This window comes from Paraburkholderia ginsengisoli NBRC 100965, assembly GCF_000739735.1.
Taxonomy (GTDB): domain Bacteria; phylum Pseudomonadota; class Gammaproteobacteria; order Burkholderiales; family Burkholderiaceae; genus Paraburkholderia; species Paraburkholderia ginsengisoli.
This window is the reverse complement of record NZ_BBJF01000011.1, coordinates 188522-206088: the sequence shown is the minus strand read 5'-3', so window position 1 is coordinate 206088 and position 17567 is coordinate 188522. Positions and strand designations below refer to the sequence as shown.

The following is a 17567-nucleotide window of genomic DNA, read 5'->3' as shown; positions in this document are numbered from 1 at the left end:
ATTACTGACCATTACGTGCGCCTTTCACCGTAACACCCGGTAACCCTTGAGGGGCATCGGTTAACGAAAACCCTTCCAGCTGCGCGTTAAACTTCATTCCATGGCTACTCAAATACTTGTTGTCGACGACGACGTCGAATTGCGCGACCTGCTGCGCGACTATCTGGCCCGCCAGGGCATCGAAGTGTCGGTACTGCACGACGCGGGCTCGCTCGAACGCAGGCTCGAACGCGAGCGTCCCGATCTGATCGTGCTCGATCTGATGATGCCCGGCGTCGATGGACTCACCGCGCTGCGCAAGCTGCGCGCATCGGGCGACGACATCCCGGTGATCATGCTCACCGCGCGTGCGGACGACGTCGACCGTATCGTCGGGCTGGAGCTCGGCGCGGACGACTACCTCGGCAAGCCGTTCAATCCGCGCGAGTTGCTCGCGCGCGTGCAGGCGGTGCTGCGGCGGCGTCGCACGCTGCCGTCGGCGGCGGCGCCGGAGCAGCGCGAGCCGTTCAACTTCGGCCGCTTCACGCTCGACTTCCAATCGCGCACGCTGCATCTGGAAGACAAGCCGCTCACGCTGTCGGGTAGCGAATTCGCGTTGCTGAAGATCTTCGTCAACCATCCGATGCGCACGCTCACGCGCGAGCGCCTGCTCGAACTGCTGCACGGTCCCGAATACGACGGCACCGACCGCGGCATCGACGTGCAGGTGTGGCGCCTGCGCCGCATCCTCGAAACCGATCCGTCCACGCCGCGCTTCATTCAGACCGTGCGCGGGCGCGGCTACGTGTTCGTGCCCGACGGCGAGCAACATGCGCCGGCCCATTGACTCGCTGTTCGGGCGACTAGCGCTGCTAGTCGTCGCGGTGTTGATGCTGTCGCACTTCGCGTGGTATGCGCTGATGCGGCTCGAACGCAACCAGTTGCAAACGCGCTACGCGGTCGAGGAAGCCACCTTCCTCGTCGACGCGGTGCGCCAGCACGTCGCCCGTACGCCGGACCAGCCGTTGCCGTCGCGCGTCAAACTGGTCGACCCCGCGAGTTCCGACGTGCCGCCCGAAAACGAGGAAATGCCGCCCCCGCTCGAACGTTTCGTCGAGGACGTTCGCGAGCGCATGCCGTCCGACACCCAGGTGCGGGTCGGTTTGCCCGGGCGTCCGCCCACGCTATGGGTGCGCGCGGCTGCAGATCACAGCTGGATCGTCGTGCCGATGCAGCCGTTGCGCATGCCGCGCTCGCTCGACCGCACGGTGCTGTGGCTGGCCATCATTTTCTCGTTCGCGGTAATGGCGGCGCTGTTCGCCGCGTGGGCGTTGCAGCAGCCGCTGCGCTCGCTGGCCCAGGCGGTGGCGCGTTTCGGCCGCGGCCTGCCGGTGCCGCCGGTGCCGGAGCGCGGTCCGCGCGAGTTGCGGCAACTGACACACGGCTTCAATCAGATGGTGCAGGAAGTGGCCCGCACCGAGAACGATCGCGCGGTGATGCTGGCCGGTGTCGCGCATGATCTGAAAACACCGCTCGCACGTTTGCGGTTGCGCGCGGAAATGATGGACGAAGTGAAGATGCGCGACGGCGTGGTGCGTGACGTCGATTCGATGACGCATATCGTCGAGCAGTTCCTGGTGTTCGCACACGACGGCGCCGATCGCAGCGAAGCCGTCGAAGTGGACGCGCAGTGCGAGCGGGTCGTGCGCAGTTATCGCGCGGTGGCCGCGGGTGCGCCCACCGTGCAGACCGAGCTGAACGCGGGGCCGGCGTTTCTGCTGCCCGCGGCCACGCTCGACCGCATCCTGTCGAACCTGCTGGATAACGCGCATGCGTACGGCGCGCCGCCGGTCACCGTCGCCACCGCGCGCACCGCGCAAGGCTTCACGCTGTCGGTGAGCGACAACGGCAGCGGGATCGCCGCCCAGGATCTGATCAACGCGAGCCGGCCGTTCGTGCGGCTCGATCCGGCGCGCGGCGGCAATGGCCATAGCGGACTCGGGCTTGCGATCGTCGAGCGGCTGGTGCGGCGGGCGGGCGGCGAGTGGGAGATCGGCAACCACGGCGGCCGTGGCTTGCGGGTCTTGATGAGCTTTCCGTTCGAAGTGTTGCCGCGTGTGGCGGCAACGTCGGAAAGCGCGTGGTAGGTGTCGGGGCGGTGCGGGCGCGATGCGTCTGCACCGTGATAGATGACCCGATCGGCCATCCGGACGCGCGGTTCGGAGGCGAGGCAATAAAGCCCGACAAAGCCCGATAAAAAACTGCGAGTCAGTCCGAGAACAGCGTGTTCAACGCATTCGCCGCGTCGCTGTCCACCGTATTCCACGTCACCGTTCGGCTTCGAAGATGTAGTGCGTCGTGTATTTGCCGAGACGCGCCAGTATCTCTTCCTGAATCAGTTCCGGCGCAACCGCCAGCTTCAGATACCACGCGGTGGACGACAGGCGCGTCTGGAACGCACCGTATTCGGCCAGCAGATGATCGAATGCATCAGCATCCTGATCGCGACAGACGATGATCAAATTTCCCTTCATGCGAATCTCCCGTTAGAGCGGTACCGTCAATCTCGATATCAGGATCGATCATACCTGCTTAGTTCACGGAAGCCTCGTGTCGCGCGCTTGCGTTAGGTCAGCTTGCGCACGCACCGGCGCACGAGCGTCGCGGGTGGGAAGAGCGGCAGGCGCCGCGTTACCAGACGTTCGCCACCGTGCGCGCGGGCGGCGCGGTGTCGTCGGGCGGCAGCGCTTCGGTGCGGTCGCGGCCGCCGGTCTTCGCCGCATAGAGCGCGGTGTCGGCGCGGCTCACGATCCGCTCGGGCAGATCGTCGGGCGAGAGCTCGGTGATGCCGATGCTCACGCTCAGCCCCACCGACGGCGGCAGTTTCGGCGACGGCACTGCTTTCAGACGCAGCCGCAAGCGTTCGACCACTTCGCGGCCGCCGGCCAGATCGGTGGCCGGCAGCAGCAGGCCGAACTCCTCGCCGCCGAGCCGGCCGATCGCGTCGGCGCCGCGCAGCTCGGCGCGACACGTGTCGACGAAATGTTCGAGCGCGCGGTCGCCGGCCGCATGGCCGAAGCGGTCGTTGATCTGCTTGAAGTGGTCGAGGTCGGCGATCGCCATGCACAGCGGCTCGTTGTTCGCATGCGCGCGATCGATCTCATGGCGCAGCAGATCCAGGAAATAGCGTCGCGACAGCGCACCGGTCAGCGCGTCGTGGCGCGCCTCCGCCGAGAGCAGCGTGTTGGCGGCCTGCAATTGTTCGGCGAGGTCGCGGGTCGCGCGATGGTGGCGCCGCTCGCGCACGTACGATACGGTGATCACCCATGCCAGCGCGACCGTGCCGGCCAGCGTCAGAAACACCAGCAGATGGTCGCGCTTATGATTGCGCAGCAATTCCGGCCAGGCCGCGAGCGGATCGACCAGATGCGCGGACAGTCCCGAATTCAGGCCGACGCGGTCCTGATACAGCGCGGGTATGTGCTGCTCGGTCATGCCGAACAACTGGCCGGCGACCGCCGCAGGCACCCACGGCGCCTGTTCGCGCACCTGCGTGTCGACGCGAATCCGCATGTCGGGGAAGGCGTCGCGGTGGTAGATGAGACGGCGTTCGGCGGGGCTCATCTGCGTGACGCGCGAGTTCGGCAGCGTGCGGCCTTCGAGCTCGCTGTTGTGCGCCATGATGATGACGCCGTTGTCGTCGGCGACGAAGGTGCCCGCATGCGCCACCCAGTGACGCAGCCGCGCGATCCCCACCTTGGCGACGACCGCGCCGACCAGCAGGCCGTCCGCATACACCGGCGCGGCGATGAAGATGCCCGGCTCGCCGCTCGCGTGACCGACGCCGTAGGCCTCCGCAAACGCGCCGAGCAGCGCGCTGGTCAGATAGCCACGCGTACGCATGTCGACGCCGACGAAGGAGCGCTCCGCCGCGAGCGGGTTGTTGATCGAGTTGCTCGACGCCACGCAGATGCCGTTGGCGTTGACGAGCCAGATCTGGTCGAGCCCGGAGAAGCCTTGCGCGTCGTGCAGGAAGTGGCTGACCGTGGTCATCTGCGCATCTTTTAGCAACGCGGCGCGCAGCGCGGGTTCCGCCGTTTCATTGTTCGCGGCATAATTCTGGGATTGCACCAGGGCGCGCTGGACCACGTCCATTTCGGCCATGGTCGCGGGGATGGCGCGGGACATGGCGAGGTCGCTGGCGATCACCTCGGCCATGTTGTCGACGATCGACGCGGACATTTGCCGCTGCGCGCGCAGCGCCGCGTCCAGCTCTTGCTGTACCATCCGGTCCGCGACCATGCCGGCCACGAACCAGCAAACCAGTACGATCAGCACGAAGCTGATCGGTCCGGTTACCTGGCGCAAGGTTGTCCTGTTCATCGACCCTCTGATCCGTCTGGCTGTGACATGCAACTAGCTCATTCGTGGCAGCGCGCAGGCGCTGTGTCGACCCTGTGGAAGCGGCTGGCGATTCGCCGCCGCTGTGGCCCGGGATAAACACCGCTCGCCGACGAACATGCGCGTCGTTTCCTGATTTTAACCGGCATGGGGCCAGACGCCACCGTTATTGCGGGAATGCGAAGTGCATGTGCCGATGCCATCGGGTTCTTAACGGCAACCCAGCCGGTTTCTTGATGGTTGCACGGGTCGCCTGGACGGTTTGTCGCGCTCGCGAACGCTGCTGCAATGGCCGGTGCGATCTCGGATGCGCTCTTTGCCGATGTGGCTCGCGCGCCACGATCGACGGCCCCCGGCAAGTTGCGACGACGCCGCCCAGGACCCGCGTGGCGAGCTCGGCAGCGATTTATCGCGATTTACCGCGAAAGGTTGTGCCTGAAACATAGGATGGTGTAGTGTCGTGCCGTCCAAAACGAGGAAAGCTCGCCAGCCTTCGGGCGGCGCCTGCGGCGACAGGAGTCCGGCGTGATGGTGGTGGTCCTGGACGGCTCGTCCACGACTCGTCCGTCACCGGTTCCACGTGTCTCCAACGCTAACGATTTACCGCGCACACGCGTTTTGCCATGCCTGATTTCCGCTTTCCGGACCGATCTTCAGACCGCCGCGCCGAAGCCGCGGCCTCCTTCGAGCGAACCCATGCCTGCATCGAAGGGGAGGGCGTCTGATGGATTTCAGTTTTAACCTGAAGCGCACTGCCAATGCGTCGGCATGGCGGGTGCTGCCCAATCGCTGGGACTTCGTCGCGTTTCCGCTGATCATCTGCATCATCGCGATGGCGGCGATCGGCTTTCACGAAACGCTCGCGCCGATGTCGACGCTCAAGACCCAGGCGATCTCGCTCGACCCGGCGAACCTGCCCGAGTACGCGATGCGCACCACGCTGCGCATGCTCGCCGCGATGGTGGCCTCGCTGATCTTCACGCTGGTGTACGGCACGCTCGCGGCCAAGAGCCGCCGCGCCGGCCTCGTGCTGGTGCCGATTCTCGACATCCTGCAATCGGTGCCGGTGCTCGGCTACATTTCGTTTACGGTCACGTTCTTCCTCGCGCTGTTTCCGGGGCGCGTGCTTGGCGCCGAACTCGCGGCGATCTTCGCGATCTTCACGAGCCAGGCCTGGAACATGACGTTCAGCTTCTATCAGTCGCTGCGCACGGTGCCGCGCGATCTGGACGAAGTCTCGCGCGGTTTCCATCTGACTTCGTGGCAACGCTTCTGGAAACTCGAAGTGCCGTTCTCGATGCCGGGCCTCATCTGGAACATGATGATGTCGATGTCGGGCGGCTGGTTCTTCGTGGTCGCGTCCGAAGCGATCACGGTCGGCAACCGGACGATCACGCTGCCGGGCATCGGCGCGTATCTGGCGCAGGCGATCGCGGTCAAGAACCTGCATGCGATCGGCTGGGTGATCCTCGCGATGACCGTCGTGATTCTCGCGTACGACCAGTTTCTGTTCCGCCCGCTCGTCGCATGGGCCGACAAGTTCCGCATGGAAAACACCAGCTCGGGCGATGCGCCGGAATCCTGGCTGCTCGACCTGATTCGCCGCACGCGCCTGATTCACCGTTTGCTGGTGCCGATCGGCTGGATGTTCGCGAAGGCCGCGCGGGTGCGTTTCCAGCTGCCGGCGTTCAGCGCGCCGCGCTTCCAGATTCCGCAACGCGAGAAAACCTCGAAGCTCGGCGACATGTTGTGGGCGGCGTTCGTGCTGATCGCCACGGTGTACGTCGTGTACCGCGTGTTCCTCTACGTGCGCACCGGCGTGACGCTCGATGAGGTCGGCCACGTGCTGGTGCTCGGGCTCATCACGCTCTTGCGCGTGGTGGTGCTGATCGCGATCGCGTCGGTGATCTGGGTGCCGGTCGGCGTGCTGATCGGGCTGCGGCCGGCGCTGGCCGAGAAGATCCAGCCGCTCGCGCAGTTCCTCGCCGCGTTCCCGGCGAACCTGCTGTTCCCGGTGTTCGTGATCGCGATCGTGCGCTTCCATCTGAACCCGGACATCTGGTTGTCGCCGCTGATCGTGCTTGGCACGCAGTGGTATATCCTTTTCAACGTGATCGCCGGCGCGAGTTCCTATCCGAACGACTATCGCGAGGCGGCCAAGAATTTCCACATCCGCGGCTGGCAATGGTGGCGTCAGGCGATGCTGCCGGGCATCTTCCCGTACTACGTGACCGGCGCGATCACCGCGTCGGGCGGCGCGTGGAACGCGAGTATCGTCGCGGAATTCGTGCAGTGGGGCGACACGCGGGTGGCCGCCCACGGGCTGGGCGCGTACATCGCGCAGACCACCGCGGCGGGCGACTATCCGAAGATCATCGTGGGCATCGCCGTGATGTCCCTGTTCGTCACCCTGTTCAACCGCCTGCTGTGGCGTCCGATGTACGCCTACGCCGAAGCCAAGCTCCGGCTCGATTGAAATATGAAGGCATAACGCGATGCAAAATCCTAAAGCTGCTATGACCGCCGCGCCGATCCAGACGCCGCCGAAGCCGCCGCGCCTCGGCGAAGAGATCCTGCGCGTCAAGGACGTGTGCCGCGGTTTCAACAAGTCGCAGGGCGAACTGCTCGTGCTCGACGATGCGAATCTGTCGTTGCGCGAAGGCGAGATTGTCGGGTTGCTCGGCCGTTCGGGCTCGGGCAAGTCGACGCTGTTGCGCATCATCGCCGGTCTGATCGAGCCGACCGACGGCGAAGTCACGTATATGGGCAAGCCGCTCGACGGCCCCGCGAAGGGCGTCGCGATGGTGTTCCAGACTTTCGCGCTGTTCCCGTGGCTGACCGTGTTGCAGAACGTGGAAGCGGGTCTCGAAGCGCAAGGCGTCGGCGCCGCCGAGCGGCGCACGCGCGCGCTTGCCGCGATCGACCTGATCGGTCTCGACGGTTTCGAAAACGCGTATCCGCGCGAGTTGTCGGGCGGTATGCGGCAGCGCGTCGGCTTTGCGCGCGCGCTGGTGGTCGACCCGACGCTGCTGCTGATGGACGAGCCGTTCTCCGCGCTCGACGTGCTGACCGCCGAAACGCTGCGTACCGACCTGCTCGATCTATGGACGCAAGGCCGCATGCCGATCAAGGCGGTGCTGATCGTCACGCACAACATCGAGGAAGCGGTGTTCATGTGCGACCGGATTCTGGTGCTGTCGTCGAATCCGGGCCGCGTGATCGCCGAGATCAAGGTGCCGTTCAAGCATCCGCGCAACCGGCTGGACCCGGCGTTCCGCCGTCTGGTCGACGAGATCTACGCGAAGATGACAGCGCGTCAGACCGACGAAAAGACCAAGAAGGGGCTGGAGCTGCATAGCTGGCTGCCGCATGTATCGACCAACCTGATGGCCGGTCTGATCGAGACGCTGGCGGCCGCGCCGTACCACGGTCGCGCGGACATGCCGGAAATCGCACGCTCGCTGCATCTGGAGGTGGACGATCTGTTCCCGGTCGCCGAAGTGCTGCAGCACCTCGGTTTCGCCGACGTGCGCGAAGGCGATATTTTCCTGACGCCGCCCGCACGCGTGTTCTCCGAATTCGGCACGCAGGAACGTAAGATGATGTTCGCCGAGCATCTGCTGCGGCACGTGCCGCTCGCCGCGCGGATCAAGAAAGTGTTGAACGAGCGGCCGGGGCATCGTGCGCCACGCGTGCGCTTCGAGCAGGAACTGGAGGATTTTCTGTCGGACAGCGCCGCGGAAGAAACGCTTGACGCGGTCATCAACTGGGGCCGTTATGGCGAGATTTTCTCGTATAACGACCAGACCGAAATCTTCAGTCTGGAAGACGTGGAGTCTTAAAGCAGGCCGGACTGACGTTTTGAGCGTCTTTGAGAGCCTTCAAAGAAAATCGCTCGAAACGTTTTAAAGCGATTCAAGCAAAAAGCGGCAGGATAAAACCTGCCGCTTTTTTATTGCAGATTGCCCCAGCGTTCGACCGCCGGTTCTGCCGATGCCCACTTCCAGCCCTTGTCCTGCTGGCAAGCACTCGCCGTGAACCAGGCCTCCGGCGCATTCGGCGCGTCGCCGTCCTTCACCGAAAACACGAACTCCTTGCACAGCGCGAGCGACGAACCGATCGCGCGCGTCACGCGCACTTCGCCGTGGCCGTTCTCGACGGGCAGCGTGTGCTTGACCGACCACGGCCGCGTTTCGCCGACCGGCATCGCGCCCGCCAACGCGGCGATCAGGTCCTGCTGGTCCTTGTGCATGCTGCGCAGGTAACGGTTGACGGCTTCGTCGGTCGCAGCCTGCACGGCGATGCCGACGCCGATCGCAACAGCCGGGTTCGAGGTCACGAGACCCGAGGCGACGCCCGCCGCGGCGCCGCTCGCGGCGCCGATCGAGCCGCAGCCGCTCGTCAGCAGGCTCGCGCCGACGCAGAGCGCGCCGGCCGCGATGAGCCGCAACCGGTTGCCGGAGCGTCGCGCGGCTCGCTCGGCACGCGCCACTCGATGCGGGAGCATGCTCATTGCAGCGCACCCCAGCGTTCGGTGGCGGGTTCAGCCGACGCCCATTTCCAGTTCTGACCGTCACGGCAGATCGACGCGACGAAAAACGCGCTGCTTGCCGGGACGTTCTTGGTGGCGGTCTGGTCGACCGAGAAGACGATTTCCTTGCAGTCGAGCGCGCCGGTGCTGATCGCGCGGCTGACGGTGACGCGGCCGTGTTCGTCGTCTTCGATCGGGAACGAGTGGGTCACGCTCCACGGCGCCACCGCGCCGACGTCGAGCGGCCCGGCCACGCGAGCGATGCCGTCCTGCGTATTTCTATGGACCACGCGCTCCGAGTACTGCACGCCGGCGCGGGCCGCGGCGACTGCGCCAAGCCCGATGCCGGTGGCGACGGCCGCATTGCTGGTGACCTTCGTCGCCACTGCCGCGCCCGCGACACCGGCGCCGGCGACAGCGCCTTCGGAGTACAGCGAACTGCAACCACTCAACCCCGACGAGACCACCAACGCCAATGCGAGGAGCGTCGTTGCATGGGGACGTCCGCGTTTGGCCGCCTGTTTTACCCGGCCGGCCCACATCCTGTTTTTTTGCATTTCCCTGTCTCTGCTCGTGCAAGTGCCTTTCATTCACGCGTCAAGCGAGCATGCGAACGAGCGGCACGTCTCTCAAATACGCTGCCGCATTTTGCAGGATGCGTTTTGTAATTGGCAGTGGCAAAGTGCAAGAAATTGCAAAACATGATGCAGAGCAAACGAGTTTCTGCTGGACAGTCTGCGAATTTGCCTGGCAATGCGAAGCAAAGTGAAGCGGCGATTTTATCTTGGAATAAGCGCTATTGAGATAGCGGAGAGGCGCTCACGCGAGGGGATCGCGTGAGCATGAAACAAAAATGGATGGCGCCGCCTTAACGTGTGGCGATGTCGCGGTGCAGCGCCGTTCGCTTCGCGCTTACTGCTCGGCTTCCTCTTCCGCGCCTTCGTCGCCGTATGCGCTCAGGCGGTTGTACAGCGTCTTGAGACTCACACCGAGCGCCTTGGCCGCGCGCCGTTTGTCGCCGCCGCAATACTTGAGCGTGCCGAGGATGATCTGCTTCTGCGCGTCGGCGAGCGGCGTGCCGATCCAGACGCTCATCGCATCGCCCTGCGTGACCGCCTTTTTGACCCGCGAAGCGAGATGCGGATGCGGCAGCTCGACCGTCTTCTCCGCAAGAATGAACGCGCGATACACCGCGTTCTTCAACTCGCGCACGTTGCCGGGCCACGACCAGGTGCGCAGCGTTTCGATCGAGCGTTTGCTGAAGCTCTTGCTCGTGCCTTCCTGCAAATTCAGTTGCGCGAGGAAGTGCTGCGCGAGCAGCTCGCGGTCGCCTTCGCGCTCGCGCAGCGGCGGCGCGCGCAACGGGAACACCGCAAGCCGGTACATCAGGTCTTCGCGCAAACCGTTTTCTTTCACGGCGACGGCGGGATCGCGATTGGTCGCAGCGATCACGCGCACGTTGCCGCTGATCAGGTCGTTCCCGCCGACCCGGTAGAAGGTGCCGGTTTCGAGCGCGCGCAGCAATTTGACCTGGCGCACCGGCGCCATCTCGGTAATTTCGTCGAGGAACAGCGTGCCGCCGTTCGCGTGTTCGAAGTAGCCGACGCGGCCTTGGACCGCGCCAGTGAAGCTGCCTTTTTCATGGCCGAACAGTTCGGCTTCGATGAGTTCGTCGGGGATCGCGCCGCAGTTCACGGCGACGAACGCGGCGTCCTTGCGGTTGCTTTGATCGTGAATCGTGCGGGCGATCAATTCCTTGCCCGTGCCCGATTCGCCGATGATCAGCGCGGTCGCGTCGGTGCCGGCGACACGCTCGATCTGCTCGTACAGATCCAGCATCACCGGCGACGAACCGTACAGCAGGCCGTACGATTTCAGTCCCGCGACGCCGTCCGCGACGCGCTGCTTCGCGGACGGCGAAGCATTACCGCCAGCGGACACGGGCGAGTCCAGATCGATTGACGCCATAGCGGGGGTCCTGTGCAAATGAAGTTGTTGTTGCGGCGCGCAGGCCTTGGGGTGCGAGACAGAGCGGTACAGCGAATATCTCACAAAAGACGATTTAACCACTTCGGGACGTGTCCCGGCAATCGAAGTGACGTGTGGCGCAGGACATTCGCGCGCAATCGGTCGAATGTGCGTCGCTCATGGGACTATGCTGTGGACGCGCGCCGAATTTACCGGGCACGTCGTTTGCGACAAAGACCCGACACGCGTGTGCTTTTGCGTCGGCTGAAATCGAGGAAAGAGATCAAAGCCGGGGAGAAGCAGCGCGCACGCCGAACCTAGACGAGGAGTGAATGATGACTGACACCACGCAACAACTTGCACTCGGCGGCCAGAAGATTGTCGAGGATTTGCGGGTGCTGCTGAAGGACTCGGAAGAAATGCTGCGGCTTGCCGCCAACGTGCCGGGCGAGGGCGTCGACGCATTGCGCGACCGGCTCGGCACGCATGTCGAAACCCTGCAATCGGCGCTCGGCGATGCGCAACACAACGCGCAGCGGCGTTATCGGGCGGCCACCGTCAGCACGGAACGCTACGTGCGGCACAATCCGTGGCGCGCGATCAGTATCGCGGCGGGTGTAGGCTTCCTGCTCGGTGTTCTGACCGCGCGCTGAGCCGCGCGCGCAGTGCGGCACCTGTCCGCTTCACGACCCTTCACGACCACAAGGAGTTCACGATGGCACGACCAATTGGCATCTTCGGTGCGTTGATGGCGCTCGGCGGCTTTCTGGCGGTCCGCTATGTGCAGCGCAAGCGCGCGAGCGACTTTCCGTCCGCGCGGGAATTGAGCCGTTGGGAAGGCGAGGGCGGCACGGTCGCCACGCCGGTTGCGCCGGCCGGCGCGCTGACGGCGGCCAGCGCCGCCCCCGGCGAGCACGGCGCGAATGGCTCTGCCCACTCGAACGGCGATGGCCGCGCGTGGCCGTTTCCGCGTAGTTGACATCCGGACGCGGGCCGCGTGCTGCCGTGTAATTTTGGCGGATGGGGCCGCGTCAACATTGTTAATTCGGCTTGAGAAAGCCGTATAATAGGCAAATACACAACAATGGCGCACCGACGATCCGGAATTCCCGGGTTATTGTTGCAATATTGTATGAAGTCACCGGGCGGGTGCGTGCGCGTAGTGTCAGTGCGCGCCCCATTTCGGGAGCGCGTCACAGCACGGCGCGCCGCCGCCGGTTCACTTTTCAGCATGCGCATTCGCATGCTCCCCACCCACGCTTGCAGGCTTTCGAGACGCGATGCCACATGTACTGATTGTCGATGACGATGCCGGTACCCGCGAGGCGCTTTCCGCCATCATCGGGGAAGACGGCTTGACCACCGCCACCGCGGGCGATTTGCGCGAAGCGCGCATTCAACTGGTCCGGCAGATGCCGGATGTCGTCTTTACGGACCTGAAGCTGCCGGACGGCAGCGGGGTCGATCTGTTCGAAGATCTGGATCCGCGCTCCGGCGTGGAAGTGATCGTGATTACCGGCCACGCGACGGTGGAGTCGGCGGTCAATGCGCTGAAGATGGGCGCCACCGATTACCTGGTGAAGCCGATCAACATGCAGCGCGTGAAGGCGATCCTGTCGCGCCTGCCGCGCGCCGGCGACCTGAAGGCGGAAATCGGCACGCTGCGTGGCGAGTTGCGCCGCATGGGCCGCTTTGGGTTGATGCTCGGCAATTCGCCGGCGATGCAGGAGGTCTACGACCAGATCGGCCGCGTCGCGCCGACGGCGGCTTCGGTGATGCTGGTCGGCGAGTCGGGCACCGGCAAGGAAGTGGCCGCGCAGACGTTGCATGAGCTGAGCTTGCGCCGCAAGCATGCGTTCCTCGCGGTGAACTGCGGGGCGATCTCGCCGAACCTGATCGAATCGGAAATGTTCGGCCACGAGCGCGGCTCGTTCACCGGCGCGGACCGGCAGCACAAGGGCTATTTCGAGCGGGCAAACGGCGGCACGCTGTTCCTCGACGAAATCACCGAAATGCCGATCGAGTTGCAGGTGAAACTGCTGCGCGTGCTGGAAACCGGCATGTTCATGCGGGTCGGTACCACCAAGGAAATCGAAACGGACGTGCGCCTGATCGCGGCCACCAACCGCGATCCTGAGCAGGCGGTGCTCGAAGGCAAGCTGCGGCTCGACCTTTACCACCGGCTGAACGTGTTTCCGATCAGCTTGCCGCCGCTGCGCGATCGCGGCAAGGACGTGGAGCTTCTCGCGCAGGCTTTCCTCGACGAACTCAACGAGCGCCACAGCACGAAGAAGCATTTCCCGCCCGCCGTTAAGGAAATGCTGATGTCGTATCCATGGCCGGGCAACGTGCGCGAGCTGAAGAACTATGTGCAGCGCGCGCACATCATGTCGGGTACGGATTCGGACAGTACCGCGACGGTGCCGTTGCAGATCACGTTGTCGAAACCCGCTGCCGGCACGGCCATCACGATTCCGTTCGGCACGTCGCTCGCCGAAGCGGATCGTCAATTGATCCTCGCGACGCTCGAACAATGCGGCGGCGTGAAGACGCGGGCCGCCGAGATCCTCGGCATCAGCCTGAAGACGCTATACAACCGTCTGGTCGAGTACGGCAACGATGCGCGTGAAGACAGCGATGCCGACGAATCGCGCGCACTGGGCGGAGCGGACGCCTGAAGCGCGCCAAGCCTCTGCCGCCGGGAGGGCATCGTAACGGCATAGGCCTTGCTGCGATCCATTGGAACGCAAAATGAGGATAACCGACATGCCGGAATACGCTGCCGCTCCCGCGCTTCCCCTTCCGAAGCACGCTCACCGTCCCGAACCGATCGAACCGCCGTCACCGCCGCCAAATCCCGGCGAGCCTGACACGATCCCCAGCCCGTCGCCGGAACCGATCGAACCGGTCGAGCCGGTGGCCCCGCCGATCGGTGATCCGCCGGCCCAACCGACACAGACGCCGCAAGCCCGCGAGCGTCCCACGCAGCGGATGCAACTCTGACACGCCCCGTCCGCCGCGCCCTCGATCGGCGCGGCAAATTTATGTATTTGTTACAAGCGCGGCGCATTTTTTACCGGCAATTTACCTGCGCGACCCCTAGACTGTATGGATGCCGCTCTTCGGCGGCGGGCTTCCCCTGGAGGCATCGATCATGAGACATCCCGCATTGCGACGTTCCGCGCGCCACTCGAAGCGCGATGCCAGGCCGGGCGGCAACAAGGCCGAGCCGGCGGCGTCGCCGGACCCCGCCGCGCAAAACCGCGTTGCCCCCGATGCACCGCCCGACGGCGAGCACAACCAGGGCGGCGTGCGCCAGGAAGGGCTGGAGTACCAGCGCGATCTCGGCTCGGAACAGGACGCCTGAGTCCACGAAGACAGTTCGTCGCCTTGACGGCAGAAGGTTTTCCAGGTTCGGTGGATTAAGCAGAAAAAAATTCTTCGCGATGCAGCAGCGTCGCGGGATTGTGCTCGTTCGTCACATTTGCATACATTTTTGTTTTCAATATCTCAAAAAAGGGCATGCGACTTGCGTGCACCTTTGCGGCACATATCCGTATCCAACGAAACACTGAACTAGGTGGAGCACCAATGAGCAGACTGATCGTGGTATCGAATCGTGTCGCGCCGACCCAGGAAGGACGCCCCGCTGCGGGCGGACTCGCGATTGGCGTGCTGGACGCGCTGAAAGAAACCGGTGGAGTCTGGTTCGGCTGGAGCGGCGAGACGGTGAGCGAGCCGTCCGCCCCGGTGATCGAGAAGCAGGGCAACGTGACCTACGCGACGGTGGGCCTCACCAAGCGCGACTACGACCAGTACTATCGCGGCTTTTCCAACGCGACGCTGTGGCCGACCTTCCACTATCGCAACGACCTGTCGCGCTACGACCGGCAGGAATACGCGGGCTATCAGCGCGTGAATGCGTCGCTCGCGAAGCAGCTCAAGGAGCTGCTCAAACCCGATGACATCATCTGGGTGCACGATTACCATCTGTTGCCGTTCGCGCGGTGCCTGCGCGAACTCGGCGTGAAGAATCCGATCGGCTTTTTCCTGCATATTCCATTTCCGGTGCCGGAGGTGCTACGCACGATCCCGCCGCACGAAGAACTGGTCAAGGCGATGTGCAGCTACGACGTGATCGGCTTTCAGACCGAGGCGGATCGCCAGTCGTTCGTCGATTATGTCGAGCGCGGCCAGCACGGCACCTCCAGCGAAGACGGCATGGTGCACGCATATAACCGCTTCCTGAAAGTCGGCGCATATCCGATCGGCATCTATCCGGACGCGATCGCGAAAGCCGCCGAGCAGTTCACCGACCGCAAGCCGGTGCGTAGCCTGCGCGACGGCATGCGCGGACGCAAGCTGATCATGAGCGTCGACCGTCTCGATTATTCGAAGGGGCTGGTGGAGCGCTTCCAGGCGTTCGAACGGCTGCTGCTGAATGCGCCGGGATGGCACGGCCGCGTGTCGCTCGTGCAGATCGCGCCGCCGACGCGCGCGGACGTGCAGACCTATCAGCGCATCCGTCAGACACTGGAGGGCGAAGCGGGCCGCATCAACGGGCGTTTCGCGCAGCTCGACTGGACTCCTATCCAGTACCTGAATCGCAAGTACGAACGCAATCTGCTGATGGCGCTGTTTCGTCAGTCGCAAGTTGGCTACGTGACGCCGTTGCGCGACGGCATGAATCTCGTCGCGAAGGAATACGTCGCATCGCAGGACCCGGCCGATCCCGGCGTGCTGGTGCTGTCGCAATTCGCGGGCGCCGCCGAGCAGCTGCCGGGCGCGCTGGTCGTCAATCCGTTCGATCTGTCGCAAATGGCCGAAGCGCTGGAGCGCGCGCTGTCGATGCCGCTCGCCGAGCGTCAGGCGCGGCACGCCGACATGATGGCGCCGATGCGGGAGAACAACCTTTCGGTGTGGCGCGACACGTTCCTCGACGATTTGCGCAACGTCGCGACCGCCTCTTCGGTGACGGCCAAAGCGGTAAAGCTCGCTGACGTGACGGCTTCATCGTCGTAGCCGGAGCGGCGCTTGCCATGATCGAGCGGCAGGCGCCCAGGCTGTCACGTCCAGCAGTGGCGTTAGAGCAGGATCGGAGAACGAACTAAAACAGGAAGGGCGCGCATCACACGATGCGCGCCCTTCCTGTTTCTGTTTGCGCACACGTGCGCGCGGGATCGACACCGTCACACAGCCTGCGCGTTGACGTGGTGCTTCACGCGCATCGTGCTGACCACCGCGGCGACTGCCGCGAAGCCGGCCGCCACGTACAGCGCGACGATCGGCCCGTTCTGCGGAGCAACGCCGAAGATCAGCGCGACCAGCGCCGCGCCGAGCGTTTGGCCGGTCAGGCGTGCGGTGCCCAGCATGCCGCTCGCGCCACCGCTGCGATTGCGCGGCGCGGCCGCGAGCATCGTGCGATTGTTCGGCGACTGGAAGATGCCGAAGCCCGCGCCGCACAACGCCATGCGCCACGCGATCTGCAGCGGCTCCGGATGCGGTCCGAGCGTGGCGAGCAGCAGCAGCCCGAGTGTCAGCGCCGCGAGCCCGATACCGCCGAGCCAGCCCGCCGACACCTTGTCGGACAGCAGGCCGGAGATCGGCGCCGCGAAAATGATGACGGCCGGCCACGGCGTCATCAGCAGACCGGTTTCGACTTGCGACAGCCCCAACGTCTCCTGCAACAGAAACGGCAGCGACACGAAGGCCAGCATCTGCGCGCAGAACGAGCAGACCGACGTGCCGATCGACAGCGCGAACACCGGAATCTTCAGCAGGTCGATCGGCAGCAGCGGCGCGGATTGCGTCAACTGACGCCGCACGAAGAAGTAGCCGATCACCAGCGCGGCGATCGCTTCGACCGCGACATAGCCGAAGCGCTCGCCGTGGCCGAGGCCGTCGACCGCGAAAATCAGCAGGCCGAATACGAACGCGTTCATCACCGCGCTCAGGTAGTCGTACGGCGACTCGTGACCGGGGTTCAGCGGCAACGCCTTGAAGCCGCCGACGATCGCCGCGATGCCGATCGGCACGTTGATCGCGAACAGCCAGGGCCACGACGCGATCGCGAGCACGCCGGAGGCCACGGTCGGGCCGACCGCCGACGACACCGCGACCACCATCGCATTGACCGCGACGCCGCGTCCCAACTGCGTGGGCGGATAGATCATCCGCACGAGCGCCGTGTTCACGCTCATGATGCCCGCTGCGCCGAAGCCCTGGATCACGCGCGCGAACGCGAGAGTCGGCAGCGAAGTGGACAACGCGCAACCGAACGACGACACCGTGAACAGCACCAGCCCGCTCAGATAGACGCGCCGGTAGCCGATGCGGTCACCGAGCGACGCGAGCGGCAGCAGCGAAATCGTGATCGCGAGCTGGTAGGCGTTGACGACCCAGATCGAGCCGGCCGCGCTCGCGTGCAGATTGCGCGCGATGGTCGGCAGCGCGACATTGGCGATCGCGCTGTCGAGCACCGCGAGCGTGAGTCCAAGGGCGATGACCAGCATCGCCCAGTAGCGTTGCGGTACCGGCAGGCCGAACTCGGCGCCTTTTCCGAACGACGCGGCGCGCGCGTCGGTGGCAGCAGGCGATGGCGGGCCGTCGTTGCGCGAGGATTGTGCGTGCATCGTTTATTCGATTTGTAGTGGGACGATTCGACGTTCCGCCGGAGCCACGCGCGCGG

General features: G+C 64.7%; 15 protein-coding genes and 1 pseudogene. 10 read left to right on the top strand and 6 right to left on the bottom strand.

The annotated features are described in order from the left end of the window. Positions 1 to 100 precede the first annotated feature (100 nt). Together BGI01S_RS19520 and BGI01S_RS19515 are read left to right on the top strand one after the other, a co-directional pair. Entirely contained in the window at positions 101 to 826 is a 726-nt protein-coding gene (locus BGI01S_RS19520) for a response regulator (RefSeq protein ID WP_012432166.1), read from the top strand. Further along, the gene (locus tag BGI01S_RS19515; protein WP_042327628.1) at positions 810 to 2126 is read left to right on the top strand and encodes an ATP-binding protein; all 1317 of its coding nucleotides are present in this window, start codon (positions 810 to 812) and stop codon (positions 2124 to 2126) included. Before BGI01S_RS19520 ends, BGI01S_RS19515 begins: the two co-directional genes overlap by 17 nt. A 121-nt stretch (positions 2127 to 2247) precedes the next feature. Here the strand turns inward: BGI01S_RS19515 and BGI01S_RS19510 are convergent. Both BGI01S_RS19510 and BGI01S_RS19505 read right to left on the bottom strand, forming a co-directional pair. Then, positions 2248 to 2513 (bottom strand): annotated as a pseudogene (locus BGI01S_RS19510) (hypothetical protein). 157 nt (positions 2514 to 2670) lie between these two features. Beyond that, positions 2671 to 4362 carry a sensor domain-containing diguanylate cyclase gene (locus BGI01S_RS19505; protein ID WP_042327627.1) on the bottom strand — a complete coding sequence of 564 codons (1692 nt, stop codon included), beginning with the start codon at positions 4360 to 4362 and terminating at the stop codon, positions 2671 to 2673. Positions 4363 to 5104: 742 nt separating this feature from the next. Between BGI01S_RS19505 and BGI01S_RS19500 the strand changes: the two genes are divergently transcribed. Continuing rightward, a complete protein-coding gene (locus tag BGI01S_RS19500; protein WP_042327626.1) occupies positions 5105 to 6856 on the top strand; it encodes an ABC transporter permease in 1752 nt (583 codons plus the stop codon). A 19-nt stretch (positions 6857 to 6875) separates the two neighbouring features. Next, positions 6876 to 8222, top strand: a complete 1347-nt coding sequence (locus BGI01S_RS19495; protein ID WP_042327625.1) for an ABC transporter ATP-binding protein — start codon at positions 6876 to 6878, stop codon at positions 8220 to 8222. Between the two features lie 110 nt (positions 8223 to 8332). Here the strand turns inward: BGI01S_RS19495 and BGI01S_RS19490 are convergent, their stop codons facing one another. The 3 genes from BGI01S_RS19490 to BGI01S_RS19480 form a co-directional block, all read right to left on the bottom strand. Then, positions 8333 to 8887, bottom strand: a complete 555-nt coding sequence (locus BGI01S_RS19490; protein ID WP_042327753.1) for a hypothetical protein — start codon at positions 8885 to 8887, stop codon at positions 8333 to 8335. 2 nt (positions 8888 to 8889) lie between these two features. Further along, positions 8890 to 9468, bottom strand: coding sequence for a hypothetical protein (locus BGI01S_RS19485; protein ID WP_042327624.1), 579 nt, complete (start codon positions 9466 to 9468; stop codon positions 8890 to 8892). Positions 9469 to 9823: 355 nt separating this feature from the next. Then, positions 9824 to 10879 (bottom strand): sigma-54 interaction domain-containing protein, encoded by a 1056-nt coding sequence (locus BGI01S_RS19480; RefSeq protein WP_042327623.1) that lies wholly within the window; start codon positions 10877 to 10879, stop codon positions 9824 to 9826. Between the two features lie 335 nt (positions 10880 to 11214). Between BGI01S_RS19480 and BGI01S_RS19475 the strand changes: the two genes are divergently transcribed. From BGI01S_RS19475 to otsA, 6 genes are all read left to right on the top strand, one after another. Then, positions 11215 to 11532, top strand: a complete 318-nt coding sequence (locus BGI01S_RS19475) for a DUF883 family protein (protein ID WP_042327752.1) — start codon at positions 11215 to 11217, stop codon at positions 11530 to 11532. 62 nt (positions 11533 to 11594) lie between these two features. Beyond that, on the top strand, positions 11595 to 11858 hold the full coding sequence (locus tag BGI01S_RS19470) for a hypothetical protein (protein WP_042327622.1): 264 nt from the start codon (positions 11595 to 11597) through the stop codon (positions 11856 to 11858). Positions 11859 to 12159: 301 nt separating this feature from the next. Next, the gene (locus BGI01S_RS19465; RefSeq protein WP_042327621.1) at positions 12160 to 13557 is read left to right on the top strand and encodes a sigma-54-dependent transcriptional regulator; all 1398 of its coding nucleotides are present in this window, start codon (positions 12160 to 12162) and stop codon (positions 13555 to 13557) included. A gap of 88 nt (positions 13558 to 13645) precedes the next feature. Then, the gene (locus tag BGI01S_RS31160; protein ID WP_042327620.1) at positions 13646 to 13882 is read left to right on the top strand and encodes a hypothetical protein; all 237 of its coding nucleotides are present in this window, start codon (positions 13646 to 13648) and stop codon (positions 13880 to 13882) included. A gap of 151 nt (positions 13883 to 14033) precedes the next feature. Beyond that, positions 14034 to 14246, top strand: a complete 213-nt coding sequence (locus BGI01S_RS19455; protein ID WP_042327751.1) for a hypothetical protein — start codon at positions 14034 to 14036, stop codon at positions 14244 to 14246. A gap of 224 nt (positions 14247 to 14470) precedes the next feature. Continuing rightward, a complete protein-coding gene (otsA, locus tag BGI01S_RS19450) occupies positions 14471 to 15901 on the top strand; it encodes an alpha,alpha-trehalose-phosphate synthase (UDP-forming) (RefSeq protein WP_042327619.1) in 1431 nt (476 codons plus the stop codon). A gap of 167 nt (positions 15902 to 16068) precedes the next feature. On the opposite strand, the gene BGI01S_RS19445 is transcribed toward otsA, so the two are convergent. Next, entirely contained in the window at positions 16069 to 17511 is a 1443-nt protein-coding gene (locus BGI01S_RS19445; RefSeq protein WP_084585425.1) for an MFS transporter, read from the bottom strand. Positions 17512 to 17567: the final 56 nt, after the last annotated feature.